This window comes from Mesorhizobium zhangyense (genome assembly GCF_011045115.1).
In the GTDB taxonomy this organism is placed as follows: domain Bacteria; phylum Pseudomonadota; class Alphaproteobacteria; order Rhizobiales; family Rhizobiaceae; genus Mesorhizobium_M; species Mesorhizobium_M zhangyense.
In genome coordinates this window covers 251,016-265,863 of record NZ_JAAKZG010000005.1, presented here as the reverse complement: position 1 = coordinate 265,863, position 14,848 = coordinate 251,016, and the positions used below count along the sequence as shown (strand labels likewise).

General features: G+C 62.6%; 12 protein-coding genes. 4 read left to right on the top strand and 8 right to left on the bottom strand.

Going from position 1 to position 14,848, the window contains the following annotated elements; genetic code table 11:
- The first annotated feature begins 156 nt into the window (after positions 1-156).
- On the top strand, positions 157-1,638 hold the full coding sequence (locus G6N74_RS14055) for a M48 family metalloprotease (RefSeq protein ID WP_165118857.1): 1,482 nt from the start codon (positions 157-159) through the stop codon (positions 1,636-1,638).
- Positions 1,639-1,686: 48 nt separating this feature from the next.
- Here the strand turns inward: G6N74_RS14055 and G6N74_RS14050 are convergent, their stop codons facing one another.
- Positions 1,687-2,547 carry an RNA polymerase factor sigma-32 gene (locus G6N74_RS14050; RefSeq protein WP_119814640.1) on the bottom strand — a complete coding sequence of 287 codons (861 nt, stop codon included), beginning with the start codon at positions 2,545-2,547 and terminating at the stop codon, positions 1,687-1,689.
- 148 nt (positions 2,548-2,695) lie between these two features.
- Here G6N74_RS14050 and G6N74_RS14045 point away from each other — a divergent pair, with 148 nt between their 5' ends.
- Positions 2,696-4,483, top strand: coding sequence for an acyl-CoA dehydrogenase family protein (locus tag G6N74_RS14045; RefSeq protein ID WP_165118320.1), 1,788 nt, complete (start codon positions 2,696-2,698; stop codon positions 4,481-4,483).
- A 7-nt stretch (positions 4,484-4,490) separates the two neighbouring features.
- Here G6N74_RS14045 and G6N74_RS14040 read toward each other — a convergent pair whose 3' ends face one another.
- The 5 genes from G6N74_RS14040 to G6N74_RS14020 all read right to left on the bottom strand — a co-directional run bounded on the left by G6N74_RS14040 (position 4,491) and on the right by G6N74_RS14020 (position 10,012).
- A complete protein-coding gene (locus G6N74_RS14040; RefSeq protein ID WP_165118318.1) occupies positions 4,491-4,679 on the bottom strand; it encodes a DUF6494 family protein in 189 nt (62 codons plus the stop codon).
- Positions 4,680-4,831: 152 nt separating this feature from the next.
- Positions 4,832-5,422: a CarD family transcriptional regulator gene (locus tag G6N74_RS14035; protein ID WP_165118316.1), complete on the bottom strand. Its 591-nt coding sequence runs from the start codon at positions 5,420-5,422 to the stop codon at positions 4,832-4,834.
- Positions 5,423-5,782: 360 nt separating this feature from the next.
- Complete coding sequence (fdxA, locus tag G6N74_RS14030; protein ID WP_091909217.1) at positions 5,783-6,121, bottom strand: ferredoxin FdxA; 339 nt, start codon at positions 6,119-6,121, stop codon at positions 5,783-5,785.
- Positions 6,122-6,271: 150 nt separating this feature from the next.
- Positions 6,272-6,658: an RNA-binding S4 domain-containing protein gene (locus G6N74_RS14025; protein ID WP_165118314.1), complete on the bottom strand. Its 387-nt coding sequence runs from the start codon at positions 6,656-6,658 to the stop codon at positions 6,272-6,274.
- A 12-nt stretch (positions 6,659-6,670) separates the two neighbouring features.
- Positions 6,671-10,012, bottom strand: a complete 3,342-nt coding sequence (locus tag G6N74_RS14020) for a helicase-related protein (protein ID WP_165118312.1) — start codon at positions 10,010-10,012, stop codon at positions 6,671-6,673.
- Between the two features lie 996 nt (positions 10,013-11,008).
- Between G6N74_RS14020 and aqpZ the strand changes: the two genes are divergently transcribed.
- The gene (gene aqpZ, locus G6N74_RS14015; RefSeq protein ID WP_165118310.1) at positions 11,009-11,698 is read left to right on the top strand and encodes an aquaporin Z; all 690 of its coding nucleotides are present in this window, start codon (positions 11,009-11,011) and stop codon (positions 11,696-11,698) included.
- 220 nt (positions 11,699-11,918) lie between these two features.
- On the opposite strand, the gene phbB is transcribed toward aqpZ, so the two are convergent.
- Both phbB and G6N74_RS14005 read right to left on the bottom strand, forming a co-directional pair.
- Positions 11,919-12,641, bottom strand: coding sequence for an acetoacetyl-CoA reductase (gene phbB / locus G6N74_RS14010; RefSeq protein ID WP_165118308.1), 723 nt, complete (start codon positions 12,639-12,641; stop codon positions 11,919-11,921).
- Between the two features lie 141 nt (positions 12,642-12,782).
- Positions 12,783-13,967 (bottom strand): acetyl-CoA C-acetyltransferase, encoded by a 1,185-nt coding sequence (locus tag G6N74_RS14005; protein WP_165118306.1) that lies wholly within the window; start codon positions 13,965-13,967, stop codon positions 12,783-12,785.
- A 278-nt stretch (positions 13,968-14,245) separates the two neighbouring features.
- On the opposite strand from G6N74_RS14005, the gene phaR reads away from it, so the two are divergent.
- Positions 14,246-14,845, top strand: coding sequence for a polyhydroxyalkanoate synthesis repressor PhaR (gene phaR / locus G6N74_RS14000; RefSeq protein ID WP_165118304.1), 600 nt, complete (start codon positions 14,246-14,248; stop codon positions 14,843-14,845).
- Positions 14,846-14,848 lie beyond the last annotated feature (3 nt).

Here is a 14,848-nt window from a genome sequence, read left to right as displayed (position 1 = left end):
AATTTGCGGCCAGAGCAGTTTCAGGGGCTTATCCGCATTCTTGTTTTGCCAGGAAGAGTATGGCTAGGTCCGCGTAACACTGGGCTGCCGTTGATGGCAGTCATTGCCCGACGAAAGGAAGCCGTTCTGTCGACCTGCCGGATCACAGCCAGAGAGATGCTCTCGCCGGTGCGCCCTGCAGCGCGCTTCGGCTTTGCCGTGGCTTTTCTGGCGCTGTTGGCCGGCTGCCAGGCGCTGACCGGCGACAACATCACGGAATCTGCTTTCCGCCCGTCCGACAACCCGGTCACCGTCGACAGCGTTTCGCGCAACAACCGGCTGGCCGAGCTCGCCAAGAGCCAGCATCCGCGCATTCTCGCGACCTATGGCGGCGAATATTCCGATCCCAAGCTTGAGCGCATGGTCGCCAAGGTCGTCGGCAGCCTGACCACCGTGTCGGCCAACCCGACCCAGACCTATCGCATCACCATCCTCAATTCGCCCAACGTCAACGCCTTCGCGCTGCCCGGCGGCTATCTCTATGTGACGCGCGGGCTTCTGGCGCTCGCCAACGATTCCTCCGAGCTTGCCGCCGTCATCGCCCACGAGATGGGCCATGTGACGGCCAATCATGGGCTTCAGCGCCAGCAGAAGGAAGCCGAGGAGGTTCTGGCCAACAAGGTCGTCACCGACGTTCTCGGCGAAAGCCAGACGGCCAAGGTGGCGCTTATCCGCGGCAAGCTCAGGCTCGCCCAGTTCTCGCGCAACCAGGAGCTGGAAGCCGACGCCATCGGCATCAAGGCGATCGGGCAGGCCGGCTTCGATCCTTATGCCGCTGGCCGCTTCCTGCAGTCCATGGCCGCCTATAGCGATTTCCGGTCGATCAGCGGCGCGACCGATCCAAGCCTCGACTTCCTGGCCAGCCACCCCAACACGCCGCAGCGCATCGAACTGGCGCAGCGCCATGCTCGCTTGATCGGCCCTCCCGGCACCGGGGTCAAGGATCGCGATTCCTTCCTGGCCGGCATTGACGGCCTGTTGTTCGGCGATACGCCGGAGGAAGGCTATGTGCGCGGCAACACGTTCATGCATCCGCGTCTTGGCGTGTCCTTTTCCGTCCCCGCCGGCTTTGCCATCGACAATACGGCGGCAGCCGTCACCGCGACCGGACCCGGCGACATGGCAATCCGTTTCGATGGCGTGACCATCGAGCCAAAAATGTCGCTGACCGACTATCTGCGCAGCGGCTGGGTTGCCGGGCTGGTGGATTCAAGCGTGCGCACCGAGACCATCAATGGCAACGAGGCGGCAGTCGCCCAGGCACGGGCCGACGGCTGGCAATTCGACGTCACCGTCATCCGCGCCAACGGCCAGGTCTATCGCCTGCTGACGGCCGCACCGCTGGCCGGCAACTCGCTCGACGCCGTGGCGCGCTCGGTCGGCGGCAGTTTCCATGTCCTCAGCGAGGCGGAAAAGGCAGCGCTGAAGCCGCTGCGCATCCGCGTCGTTACCGTCAAGCCCGGGCAGACAATGGGCACGCTGGCTGCCGGCATGATCGGTGTCGACCGCAAGCTCGACCTGTTCAGGGTGCTCAACGGCCTTGCGCCCGGCGCCACCGTGTCGGCCGGCGACAAGGTGAAAATCGTTTCAGATCGGTAGGGAAGAAGCTTTTCCTTCTCCCCTTGTGGGAGAAGGAAAATCGCAGCATCAAGCGCTCAGAAACGCCGGGCTTTCCTTGACGAGCGCCACCCTTAGCTTCTGCAGCGCACGGCTTTCGATCTGCCGCACGCGTTCCTTGGAGATGCCGAGGGTTTCGCCGAGCGATTCCAGGGTGGCGCCCTCGTCCTGAAGCCGGCGCTCCTCGATGATGCGCAGCTCGCGCTCGTTCAGCACATGAAGCGCATTCTTCAGCCAGCCCGAACGGCGCTCATCGTCGATCGCCTCGCCGACGACTTCATCAGGCAGGGGATCGTCGGAGACGAGGAAATCCATGCGGTCGGCCGAGCCGCCGCCATCATCGACAAGGGGGGCATTGAGCGAGGTATCGGGGCCGGAAAGCCGCGAATCCATCATCGCGACATCGGATTCCGAAACGCCGAGGGCGGTGGAAATCTCCTTGTAGAGCGCCTCGCCCGAAAGCATGCCCGGGCCTTGCGCCAGCTTGGCGCGCAGCCGGCGCAGGTTGAAGAACAGCGCCTTCTGCGTCGAACTGGTGCCGCCGCGCACGATCGACCAGTTGCGCAGGATGTAGTCCTGCATCGAGGCGCGTATCCACCATGTCGCATAGGTCGAGAAACGCACGTCGCGATCCGGCTCGAACCGCGCTGCGGCTTCGAGAAGGCCGACATGGCCCTCCTGGATCAGATCGCCGATCGGCAGGCCGAAATAGCGGAATTTCGTCGCCATCGAGATGACGAGGCGCATATGAGCGGTGGTGATGCGGTGCATCGCTGCCTGGTCGCGGTGGTCGCGCCAACGCAGCGCAAGTTCGTGCTCTTCACCACGCTCGAGATAGGGCGCCTTCATGGCCGCCCGGATCATGGTTCGCCTTGCTTTGTCTTCAATCATCCGGGCACTCCCAAACTCCGGCGCAATTGCTCTATACTTCGAGGCTTCCGACCCGGGGGTGGACATTCGGCGGGGATGGTCGGGGAGGGTTGAAGTCGCCGCACATCGCCCTACAGGCCTTGAAACGTCTTGCGCGAAGGATTGTTCCATGATCTCCGTCGACCGCACCGATCTTGCTTTCCAGCTTTTCGACGCCCTGCCGACCGCCAGCCTGGCGGCATTGCCGCGCTTTGCCGATTACGACCGGACTGCCATGGAGGAGGTGCTGGACACCGCCGAGCGTATCGCCATGGATCACTTCCTGCCGCATGCGGCAGCGCTCGATCTCGACGAGCCGCGCTTCGAAAACGGCAAGGTGGCGATGGACCCGCGCGTGGGTCAGGCTTTGGCAGCCTACCGCGAGGCCGGCTTCTTCGGCGCGGGCTTCGATCAGGAATGGGGCGGCGCGCAGATGCCGGAAACCCTGCGCAGCGCCGCAAGCTTCATCTTCTCGATGGCCAATGTCAGCACCGCCGCCTATCCGTTCCTGACGGTCGGGGCAGCGCACCTCATCGCGGCCTTCGGCTCGGACGACCAGAAGGAACGCTTCCTGAAACCGATGATCGAGGGGCGCTTCTTCGGCACCATGTGCCTGTCGGAGCCGCAGGCGGGTTCTTCCCTCTCCGACATCACCACCAAGGCAGAACCGGACAAGGACAGCTATCTCCTGCATGGCCAGAAGATGTGGATTTCCGGCGGCGACCAGGAAATCTCGGAAAACATCATCCATCTGGTTCTGGCGCGGCTTCCCGACAGCCCTCCCGGCGTGAAGGGCATATCGCTGTTCATCGTGCCGAAATACCTGCTCAGGAAGGACGGCAAGCGGGGCAAAAGGAACGGCGTCGAGCTTGCCGGGCTGAACCACAAGATGGGCTATCGCGGCACGACGAATGCAGCGCTCAATCTCGGCGAAAAGACGCCCTGCCGCGGCTATCTGGTCGGCGAGGCCAATCGCGGCCTGACCTACATGTTCCACATGATGAACGAAGCCCGCATCGGTGTCGGCCTCGGGGCAGCAGCCCTTGGCGCCGCCGGCTACCGCGCTTCGCTGGTCTACGCCAGGGACCGCCCGCAGGGCCGCCATCCCGGCCACAAGGACGCGTCGAGCGCCCAGGTGCCGATCATCGAGCACGCCGATGTCAGGCGCCTGCTGCTCGCCCAGAAGGCCGCTGTGGAGGGCGCGCTGGCGCTGCTGCTCTACACAGCCTTTCTGGTCGATGCGACGAAGGCGGCACCGAATGCCGAAACCCGCCACGAAACCGAATTGCTGCTCGATCTGCTGACGCCGATTGCCAAATCATGGCCGTCGGAATTCTGCCTCGAGGCCAACAAGCATGCGATACAGGTGCTCGGCGGCTACGGCTATACGCGCGATTATCCGGTCGAGCGCCTCTACCGCGACAACCGGCTGAATGCCATCCACGAAGGCACGCATGGCATTCAGGGCCTCGACCTGCTCGGCCGCAAGGTGATGCAGGACAACGGCGCCGGCATCAAGACGCTGGCCACCCGGATCATGGCCGACGTGACGCAGGCGCACGCCTTCGAAAACCTCGCCGCCCACGCCGAGGATCTTGCCGCTCATCTCGGCGAGGCGGTCGCCACGACCGGCAAACTTGCCGGCAGGGCCGCCAGCGCCCCCGAAAGCGGCCTTGCCAACGCGACGCTCTATCTCGACATGATGGGCCATGTCGTGGTCGCGTGGATGTGGCTGCGCCAGGCGCTCACCGCCTCGCGCAAGCTGAGGACCGACGGGGCCAACACGGACTTCCTCGAAGGCAAGCTTGCCGCCTGCCGCTACTTCTTCGCCTACGAACTGCCCAAGGCCCGCACCCAGCGCGCGCTGCTCGACAGTCTGGATGACACGACGCTGACGATGAAGCCGGAGTGGTTTTGAAGCAGATTCAGGTCAGCTGGATCTCGCCATCCACGACGTGATTGAGGTCCGTGCCTTCGGCGGTCAGCGTCATGCGCAGCTTGAGCTTGCCGCCTGCCTTGCCGTTGCGCGCTACCGCTTCGATCTCGCGCTGCGAGGTGATGCCGACTTCCTTCAGAAATTTGCGGATCGACATGTTGAGGGCGTCTTCGTCCATTGCCGGCACTCCTATAGCGGATTGGACGGGATTCTATACCGTTATGAGGCAAGGGCAATAACGATCGATCCTCAGTGCCTCCGGATGGCGGCAACAAAAAACCCGGCGTCTCCGCCGGGTTTTTCAAATGTCGAAAGCCTGAAAGCCGCTGCTTACGCAGCTTCTTCCTGCTCGGCTTCTTCGTTGTCGGCCTCGGCCTTGGCGCCACGCTTCGGGCCCTTGGCAAGGTTGATCTCGATCATGCGAACCGCTTCGGTTTCCGACAGGCGGTTGACGGCTGCGATTTCACGGGCCATGCGGTCCAGCGCTGCTTCATAGAGCTGGCGCTCGGAATAGGACTGCTCGGGCTGGTTCTCGGCGCGGAAAAGGTCGCGAACGACTTCCGAGATCGAGATCAGGTCGCCGGAATTGATCTTCGCATCATATTCCTGCGCGCGGCGCGACCACATGGTGCGCTTCACGCGAGCACGGCCCTGCAGCACTTTCAGCGCACGGTCGACATAGTCGGTTTCCGAAAGCTTGCGCATGCCGATGGAGGTCGCCTTGGCGACCGGCACCTTCAGGCGCATCTTGTCCTTCTGGAAATCGATGACGAAAAGCTCCAGCTTGTGGCCCGCGACTTCCTGCTCGTCGATGGACATGATCTGGCCGACGCCATGTGCCGGGTACACAATGTATTCGCCGGTCTTGAAGCCGTGGCGGCCAGTTGAGGAAGGCTTCTTCTGCGGGGTTGTGGTTGCCATTACGCCCTGAACTCCTTTTGCGGTCCCGGCTAGAGCGCCGGCGGACCTGATGGGACGGCCAACTGGCCGAACTGGGAATGCCACACACAGGCTAACGCCCTCCGGTAAAGCAGGGCCTGGCAAATCGCATCAAAAGCGTTTGCCTGGCCCAAGATGCCTTGGTCCGGAGTTCGTGTTCACCTTTCAGTGATTAGGGCGTTGCGCCATAAATCGACAGCGTGTCAGCGGCATGTTGCAGCAGTGGTACCACAAAAAGTTGAAAGAATCAAGGTTTTGCTGCATGCGCGAAGACCCGACCGCCGGAGATGTCCGCCGGAAGGCTTAAAAAGCGCCCGCCCTATGCCCTTTTTGGACTAGCCTTCAATCGCCTTCGCCAGGCTCCGCCGAAAAATACTTCTCGAACTTGCCCTCGACGCCGTCGAATTCCTTGGCGTCGGCCGGCGCATCCTTCTTGGCCGTGATGTTGGGCCATTTGGATGCGTATTCATCGTTGATCTGAAGCCATTTGTCCAAGCCCGGCTCGGTGTCCGGCTTGATGGCGTCGGCGGGGCATTCCGGCTCGCAGACGCCGCAGTCGATGCACTCGTCGGGGTGAATGACGAGCATGTTGTCGCCTTCATAGAAGCAGTCGACCGGACAGACCTCGATACAGTCCATGTATTTGCATTTGATGCAATTGTCGGTCACGACATAGGTCATGCTGCTACTGCTCCGGGACGGCCCCTTCGAACTTAAGATGGGGTGAGGTAGCGCCTTTGCCAATGTCTTGCAAGGGTGGCTTTTGCGCGCAATTGCCTCACACCGGAATGCATTTTCACCCCACCCAAGCCGCGGTGGCAACCGATACCGTCAATCGCCGCCGCGCAACCGGTCTGTTTCCCTGCGCTGGCGCTTGGTCGGGCGGCCGCTGCCGGCATCGCGGACGGGAACGAGTGCGTCGGGAAGTAGAGCATCCTTCGGCGCCGGTGCGGGCGAAATATCCTCGTAGAGCAGCCGGGCTTCTTCCGCCGGTCCACGGCGCGAACCGCAGGAAAGCACCTTGTAGACGAGGATGCGCCGTTCCAGCGTAATCGTCAGGACATCGCCTGGCTTAACCGAATCCGCGGCCTGGCTGGACTTGTCGCCATTGATGCGCACGCGGCCCGCCTGGGCGAGTTTCGCACCCAGCGAACGCGATTTCACCGCGCGCGAAAAGAACAGCCATTTGTCGATACGCTGACGACCGTCGGCGGACATCGACCCTGCAGCCTACTTCTTGAGCTGGTCGCGCAGCGCGGCGAGCTTGGCGAAGGGCGAGTCCGGATCGACGCGCACCGGGCGCTCCTCGCGCGGCTTGGACTGGAATGCAGGCTTGCCCTGGAACCCGCCCTTGCCGCCGCCGCGATCGTCGCGGCGGTCATGCCTGCCGCCGTCGTTGCGTCCACCCTCGGTGTTCGGCTTGCCGGACTTGCCCTTGAACTTGCTGCGATCGAAACGCTCCTTGCCGCCCGGCTCGCGTGCCGGCCGGTCGCCTTCGCGGGCCGGACGCTCGCCATCCCGGCGCGGTTGGCCGGGTGCGCCGCGCGCTTCCGCCTGACCAGCGCGCGAGCGGTTGTCATGGCGTGGACGCGGATGACGCTCGAAACGCGCCGGCCGCCACAAAAGAATGGGCTTGGGCTCTTCGACCGGCGTTTCGGGCTGCGGCGCTGTCGCTTCGACGGCGGGCGGAGCCTCGGTAGAGGTTTCTGCAGCGGGGGTTGCTTCTGCGTTTTCGGGTTCGGAAGCCACCGGCGCGGCTTCCGCAACGGGTTCTTCCGCCGCCGGCTCCGATGTGGGAACATCAACGGGTTCAACTGCTACTTCCGGCGTTGCCTCGGCAGTTTCCGCAGCAACCGTATCACCTTCCGGCGCGGCGGCGGCAGTCTCCTCCGCAGCCGCACCTTCCGGCTGGACAACTTCAGCCACCGTTGCTTCGGCTTCCGGCGTCGCGGCTTCGGCTTCCGGCGCGCTCGCATCTTCCGACACGGCGTTGGCTTCGTCGGCGACGGCCTTTGCAGCAGCCTCCTGCGCTTCGATCTTTGCGGCGGCTGCCTTTTCGGCGGCTTCGCGCGTGGCGGTGTCCAGCGCTTCAAGCCGGGCCTTGACCTCGACGGCCGGCTTCGGCTCGGCGCGGTAGCCGAGGCCCTTCAGGATTTCCTCGATGTCGTCGGCGGTGGCGCCGAGGATCGACATCATCGCCGGCGTCACCAGGAAGGCGCTGCCGTCGAAGGCGCCATCGGGCCGCGCGCCGATGCCGGCCTTCCAGGCAAGGGCGGGACGAATGAGATCGGCCAAGCGTTCAAGTATGTCGACGCGCACGGCGCGGCGGCCGAGATTGCGGAAACCGGCAAGCTTGTAGAACGCCTTGTCGAACGTCTGGTCGATGACGACCGAGGTGCGGCCGGCAGCCAGCGCGTGAACCACATCGCCAAAGCCCGGCTTGTCCTTGCCGTCGTTCTTCAGCGCCCACAAGAGCGTCACCAGCCCGGCAGGACCGGGCTTCAGCAGCGACGGCACGAAGACATGGTAGGCGCCGAAGCGCACGCCGAGGCGGCGCAGGCCGGCGCGGCCTTCCTGATCGAGCGTCTTGATGTCGTCGGCGATATCGCGGCGATTGATCAGCCCGAAATTCTCGACGAGCTGGAAGGCGATGCCGCGCGCGATGCCGGAAAGCTGCTCGGCGTTCTTCAGGTCGAGCAGCGGCTTGAGCAGCGTGTCGATCTGGAAATTGACGAAGCGTTCGGCGCGCACAGCGACCTTGTCGCGTGCCGGGCCGGTCAGCTGCTCGTCGGCAAGCAGGATGACGCGTGGGCGCAGGGCGTCTTCGGTCGAAACCAGCGTGCCGATCGGCGCGCCGATCCACCGCAAGGTGCCGTCGGAACCCAGCGCGAGATCGCCATTGGCGCAGGCCGAGAAGCGCTCGGCGCGCGTCTCGAACTCGACGCCGAGCGCCTTTTGCGCTGCCGCCTTGATGGCCTTGCCATCTTCACCGGCCGCGCTCTGGTCGGCGGTAAAACGGAACCCCTGCAATTCCCCGACATGGTGGCCTTCGACGAGGACCGTTCCGGTTGGGCTTATTTCGGCTTCAAGCATTGTATTTTCTCTAAGGCGGCGCATGAGGACGGAAGTCCTGCGGTCTACGAAGCGTTTCGTCAACCGTTCATGCAGCGCATCCGACAATCTGTCTTCGATTTCCCGCGTCTTTTCCTGCCAATGGGCCGGATCGGCAAGCCAGCCAGGGCGATTGGAAACATAGGTCCACGTCCGTATTTGGGCGATGCGGTGCGAAAGCGTGTCGATATCGCCCTCGGTCGAGTCGGCGCGGCGCACCTGCTCGGCCATGTAATTTTCATCGACATGGCCACGATCGGCGATGTCGACGAAGATCGAGGAAATGAGATCGGCATGCTGCGCCGGCGCGATGCGGCGATAGTCCGGCAGCGCGCAGACCTCCCACAACAGCGCGACGCGGTCGCGGCTGGTCACCAGGGCACGGATGTCGGGATCCTTCGACAATTGCTCCAGCGCCTGCGCGTCGACCGCAGGCAAGGCGCGCGTCAGCCCTTCGACCGGAGCAGTCGTCTCCATCGAACGCTTCAGCGCATCGAGGCTGGCAAAATCGAACTGCGACGTGCGCCATTGCAGCACCTTCACCGGGTCGAAATGATGCCCCTCGATCTTCTCGATCAGCTCGTCGGAGAGCGGGTCGACCTGGCCGGTGACGCCAAAGGTGCCGTCGCGCAGATGCCGCCCGGCCCGGCCGGCGATCTGGCCAAGCTCGGCGGCGGTGAGATCGCGGAATTGAAAGCCGTCGAATTTGCGGTTCTGGGCGAAGGCGACGTGGTCGACATCGAGATTGAGGCCCATGCCGATGGCGTCGGTGGCGATCAGGTAATCGACATCGCCGGACTGATAGAGCGCGACCTGCGCATTGCGGGTGCGTGGGCTGAGCGCCCCGAGCACGACGGCAGCACCGCCGCGCTGGCGCCGGATCAGTTCGGCAATCGCATAGACCTCGTCGGCCGAGAAGGCGACGATGGCCGTGCGCCGGGGAAGACGCGTCAGCTTCTTGGAGCCGGCATAGGCGAGATGCGACAGGCGTGGCCGGGTGACCACGGAAACGCCACGCAGCAGCCGCTCGAGAATGCCGCGCATGGTGGCAGCGCCCAGCAGCAGCGTTTCTTGCCGGCCCCTCAGATGCAGGATGCGGTCGGTGAAGATGTGGCCGCGCTCGAGATCGCCGGCAAGCTGCACCTCGTCTATGGCAACGAAGGCGGCGTTGGTCTCGCGCGGCATCGCCTCGACGGTGCAGACTGAATATTTGGCTCCCGGCGGCAGTATCTTTTCCTCGCCGGTGACGAGCGCGACCTTGTGCGCCCCGACCTTTTCGCAGACGCGGCCATAGACCTCGCGCGCCAGCAGCCGGAGCGGCAGGCCGATGATGCCGCTTTCATGCGCCACCATGCGCTCGATCGCCAGATGCGTCTTGCCGGTGTTGGTCGGACCGAGCACGGCCGTCACGTCGCGGCCGGAAAGCACGAGCGGGTCATTCTGTTTGGGATGAATGTTCATCGGCGGCGGTGGCGGCCTTTCTGGCGCGGTTTGTCGCGAAAGACCCGACTGGCCGGCTATCGCGGCAATTTCCGGGCAAGCACGTTCGTTTCGACAGATAGGCACTTGGGCGCGGAAACGAAAGCCTGAATTTTCGCGAAAATTAAGAGGTGGAACGAGTCTGGAACGAATCGGCTACGAATCGCTGACTCCGGCAGATTCAGCTTTTGTTCACCCCCACATGTAGCCTGACTCCCAGTGAATCTCACCACATGCTGAATCACTGATATTTGCCGAACGCGAGATTCGATCCGTGGCGTTAACCTTTTGCCGGCTGGATGTGCTCGATAGAACTCAACATACTGAATTCATTTGATTTTATAGAATTCCCCCTCGAGAACATCCGACCTCGCGCGTCTCAAAATTAACGTTCCGGCCAAACACGGAACGAATCGGCGACGAATCACTGATTTAGCTGGATTCATGGTTTGTTCGACGCAACATATGGGACTTGACAGCGATTCAGCATCCAGATGCAGGAGGGCGCATTCACCCGATTACGCCTTTTTCGCTACTGTTGTTAACCTTTGCCCGGCGCAGCACTTTCCCTGGCCGAAGGCGCGGCTCGCGCCTTAAGGCTTTCGTAAAAATGCTTAAGCGGAAATGACCGCGGAGAGCCCCGCGGCGAGTATTTCCGTTAACGTTCCGCTCAAAGGAAGAACGAAGCAGCGACGAATCGCTGATGGAGCTTGTTTCCCGGTTTGTTCACCACAGCATATGGTGAGGCTTGTGCGACGAGGCACAATTATCCCCTGTCGACGTCGCTCTGGCAGGCCGGCCAGGAATTGGGAATTAACCAAAATGCCTCGTTCCGGCACAGCTTTGCAAACGCGGAGCCTGACCCAACGTAAATAGCTGTGACAATCGTTGAAGTGCCGGGGCCCACCGCATGTCTCGCCATTGCGTTGTGCCCGATTTCGTGAATCTCTAGGCCATTGGTACTAGGAGGGTATTACCATGTCCAAACGTCTCTTCGCCGAGTTTCTCGGTACTTTCTGGCTTGTCTTCGGTGGCTGCGGCAGCGCCGTTCTTGCCGCCGCTTTCCCCGATCTCGGTATTGGTTTTCTTGGCGTTGCGTTTGCGTTCGGTCTGACGGTTCTCACCATGGCTTATGCCGTGGGCGGGATTTCCGGCGGCCACTTCAATCCGGCCGTATCCGTCGGCCTCACCGTGGCCGGGCGTCTTCCGGCCAAGGACCTCGTGCCCTATGTCATCGCCCAGGTCATCGGCGCCATCGTCGCCTCGGCAATCCTGTACTTCATCGCCAGCGGCAAGGCGGATTTCTCGCTTTCCGGCGGCTTTGCATCGAACGGCTATGGCGAGCATTCGCCGGGCGGCTATTCGATGGGTGCAGCACTTGTCGCCGAAATCGTGCTGACCTTCATGTTCCTGATGATCATCCTCGGCGTCACGACGAAACGCGTTCCGGCAGGTTTTGCGCCGATCGCCATCGGCCTGGCGCTGACCCTGATCCACCTGATCTCGATCCCGGTGACCAACACCTCGGTCAACCCGGCCCGCTCCACCGGCCCGGCACTGTTCGTCGGCGGCTGGGCGCTGCAGCAACTCTGGCTGTTCTGGGTCGCCCCGATCGTCGGCGCAATCCTCGCCGGCATCGCCCACAAGTCGCTGTTCGGCGACGAGTGATTTTTGCCGCAGATCAAACGGAAACGGCGCCCTCGGGCGCCGTTTTCTTTTTTCTGGCTATGTAAAGCTGCCCCTCATCCGCCTGCCGGCACCTTCTCCCCTTGAAAAACGGGGAGAAGGAAGAAGTTCTAACGCTGACGCCTTCCTCTCTCCGTTCTTCACGGGGAGAGGGTAAGGGTGAGGGGCGGCACTACCGCCAGAATAAGAGCTTCGATCGGGCTCAGACGAAGTATTGCCCGCCATTGGCCGTTATCGTCGAACCGGTGATGAAGCCGGCATCGTCGGATGACAGAAACACCACGCAGCGCGCGATCTCGGCAGCCTCGCCGAGCCGGCCGACCGGGATCTGCGCAATGATCGACTCGCGCACCTTTTCCGGCACCGCCATGACCATGTCCGTGGCGATATAGCCGGGGCAGATCGCATTGACGGTGATGCCGGCGCGCGCGCCTTCCTGCGCCAGGGCCTTGGTGAAGCCGATATCGCCGGCCTTGGCCGCAGAATAATTGGCCTGCGCGAACTGGCCCTTCTGGCCGTTGATCGAGGAAATGGTGATGATACGGCCGAACTTGCGCTCGCGCATGCCGTTCCACAGCGGATGCGTCATGTTGAAGACGCCGTTGAGATTGGTTTCCATGACCTCGCGCCACTGGTCGCGCGTCATCTTGTGGAAGGGCGCATCGCGGGTGATGCCGGCATTGTTGACCAGCACATCGATCGGACCGAGATCGGCCTCGACCTGTTTTATCCCGGCCTCGCAGGCGTCATAGTCGGCGACCGACCATTTGTAGGTCTTGATGCCGGTATCGGCGGTGAATTTCTGCGCCGCTTCGTCATTGCCGGCATAATTGGCGGCAACCTTGTAGTCGGCATCCTTCAGCGCGACGGCAATCGCCGCCCCGATGCCACGCGATCCCCCGGTTACGAGTGCTGTTCTTGTCATGATTGTCCTCCTCTTATTTTTTATGGGAGTAGGGGAGTAAGGCAGTAAGGAAGACGGCTTGGAAACAACCACATCCTTACTGGCTACTTCCCCCTACTCCCCTACTCCCCTACTGCCCTATTCCCTTATTCCCCTAGATTCCTAAATCGCTTCCACAGACATCGCCACGCCCATGCCGCCGCCGATGCACAGCGTGGCGAGGCCCTTCTTGGCGCCGCGGCGCTTCATCTCGAAGACCAGCGTGTTGAAGATGCGCGCGCCGGATGCGCCGATGGGGTGGCCGATGGCGATGGCGCCGCCATTGACGTTGACGATGGCCGGATCCCAGCCAAGACCCTTATTGACCGCGCAGGCCTGGGCAGCGAAAGCCTCGTTGGCTTCGACGAGGTCGAGATCGGCCACCGACCAGCCGGCCTTTTCCAGCGCCTTCTTCGATGCCGGGATCGGGCCTGTGCCCATAATCTGCGGATCGACGCCGGCGGTTGCCCAGGAGACGATGCGGGCAAGCGGGGTGATGCCGCGCCTCTCGGCTTCGGCTTCGGTCATCAGCACGGCTGCGGCGGCACCGTCATTCAGGCCGGATGCGTTCGCGGCGGTCACCGTGCCGTCCTTGTCGAAGGCGGGTTTCAGCTTCTGCATGGCATCGATCGTCGCGCCGATGCGGATATATTCGTCCTGGTCGACGATGGTGTCGCCCTTGCGGCCCTTGACGGTGAAGGCGACGATCTCGTCCTTGAACTTTCCGGCCTTCTGCGCCGCCTCGGCCTTGTTCTGCGAGGCGAGCGCAAATTCGTCCTGATCGTCGCGGGTAATCTGGAACTGGCGCGCGACGTTTTCGGCGGTGTTGCCCATGTGGTAGCCGTTGAAGGCGTCCCACAGACCGTCCTTGATCATCGTGTCGATGAGCTTCAGGTCGCCCATCTTGGTGCCGGCCCGCAGATGCTGGCAGTGCGTGGACAGCGACATCGATTCCTGGCCGCCGGCAACGATGATCTTGGCGTCACCGGTCGCGATCTGCTGCATGCCGAGCGCGATGGCGCGCAGGCCGGAGCCGCAGACCTGATTGAGCCCCCAGGCGGTGGTTTCAATGGGCAGGCCGGCGGCGATGGACGCCTGGCGCGCCGGGTTCTGCCCCTGCCCCGCCGTCAGCACCTGACCGAGAATGACTTCATCGACTTCAGCCGCCTCCACACCGGCACGCGCCAGCACTTCCTTGACGACTACCGCGCCCAGTTCATGGGCCGGCGTGTTGGCGAATGAGCCGTTGAAGGAACCGACCGCGGTGCGGGCGGCGCTGGCGACGACGATGGAATTCGAGGCGGGCATTTCACTCTCCAGAACAGTTAGGGCGTGACCGAAGACGGTCTCCTCAAGGGCTTTTCTTGCCCGTTAAAGAACCCGAGTCAAACTGGAAATCGATTGGTCAGGATTGCTGCCGCAATAAAACGCCGCCAAAAAATCGCCCTATGCTGCGCAGCATTTGCGGGCAAATTTCCCGCACTGCACAAAGCGCTTGGAATTGCAGACGTTTTGCGCATATCCTCGCCATGGCGCAATCGTTACCGGCTGCATACTTCGCGTTCCGGTCCCTGGGGAGGAATTTGATGCCCGCAAAAGACGATCCGGTGGTGATCAAGAAATATGCCAACCGCCGCCTCTACAACACAGGCACCAGCACCTATGTGACGCTCGAGGACCTGGCCGAGATGGTCAAGAAGGGCGAGGAATTCACCGTTCAGGACGCCAAGACCGGCGAGGACATCACCCACCCGGTGCTGACGCAGATCATTTTCGAGCTGGAGAACAAGGACGGGCAGAACATGCTGCCGATCCCGTTCCTGCGCCAGCTCATCGCCTTCTATGGCGACCAGATGCAGATGATCGTGCCGAGCTTCCTCGAACAATCGATGGTGGCCTTCGCCAAGGAGCAGGAGCGCTTTCGCGAGCAGATGAAAACCTCCCTCGGCAAGTCGCCGATGGAGGTGATGAAGCTTGCGCCGATGAAAGCGCTGGAAGAGCAGACGCGCCGCAACATGGAAATGTTCCAGAACGCCATGCGCCTGTTCACGCCTTTCCCGCAGGGCGGCCCAGCATCCGCACCCGCCGAGCAGGCAAAGCAGGAAAGTTCCGAAAAGCCTGGCGACCTTCAGGAACTGAAGGAACAGATCGCCGCCATGCAGCGGAAAATTGATTCCATGGGGTGAGGA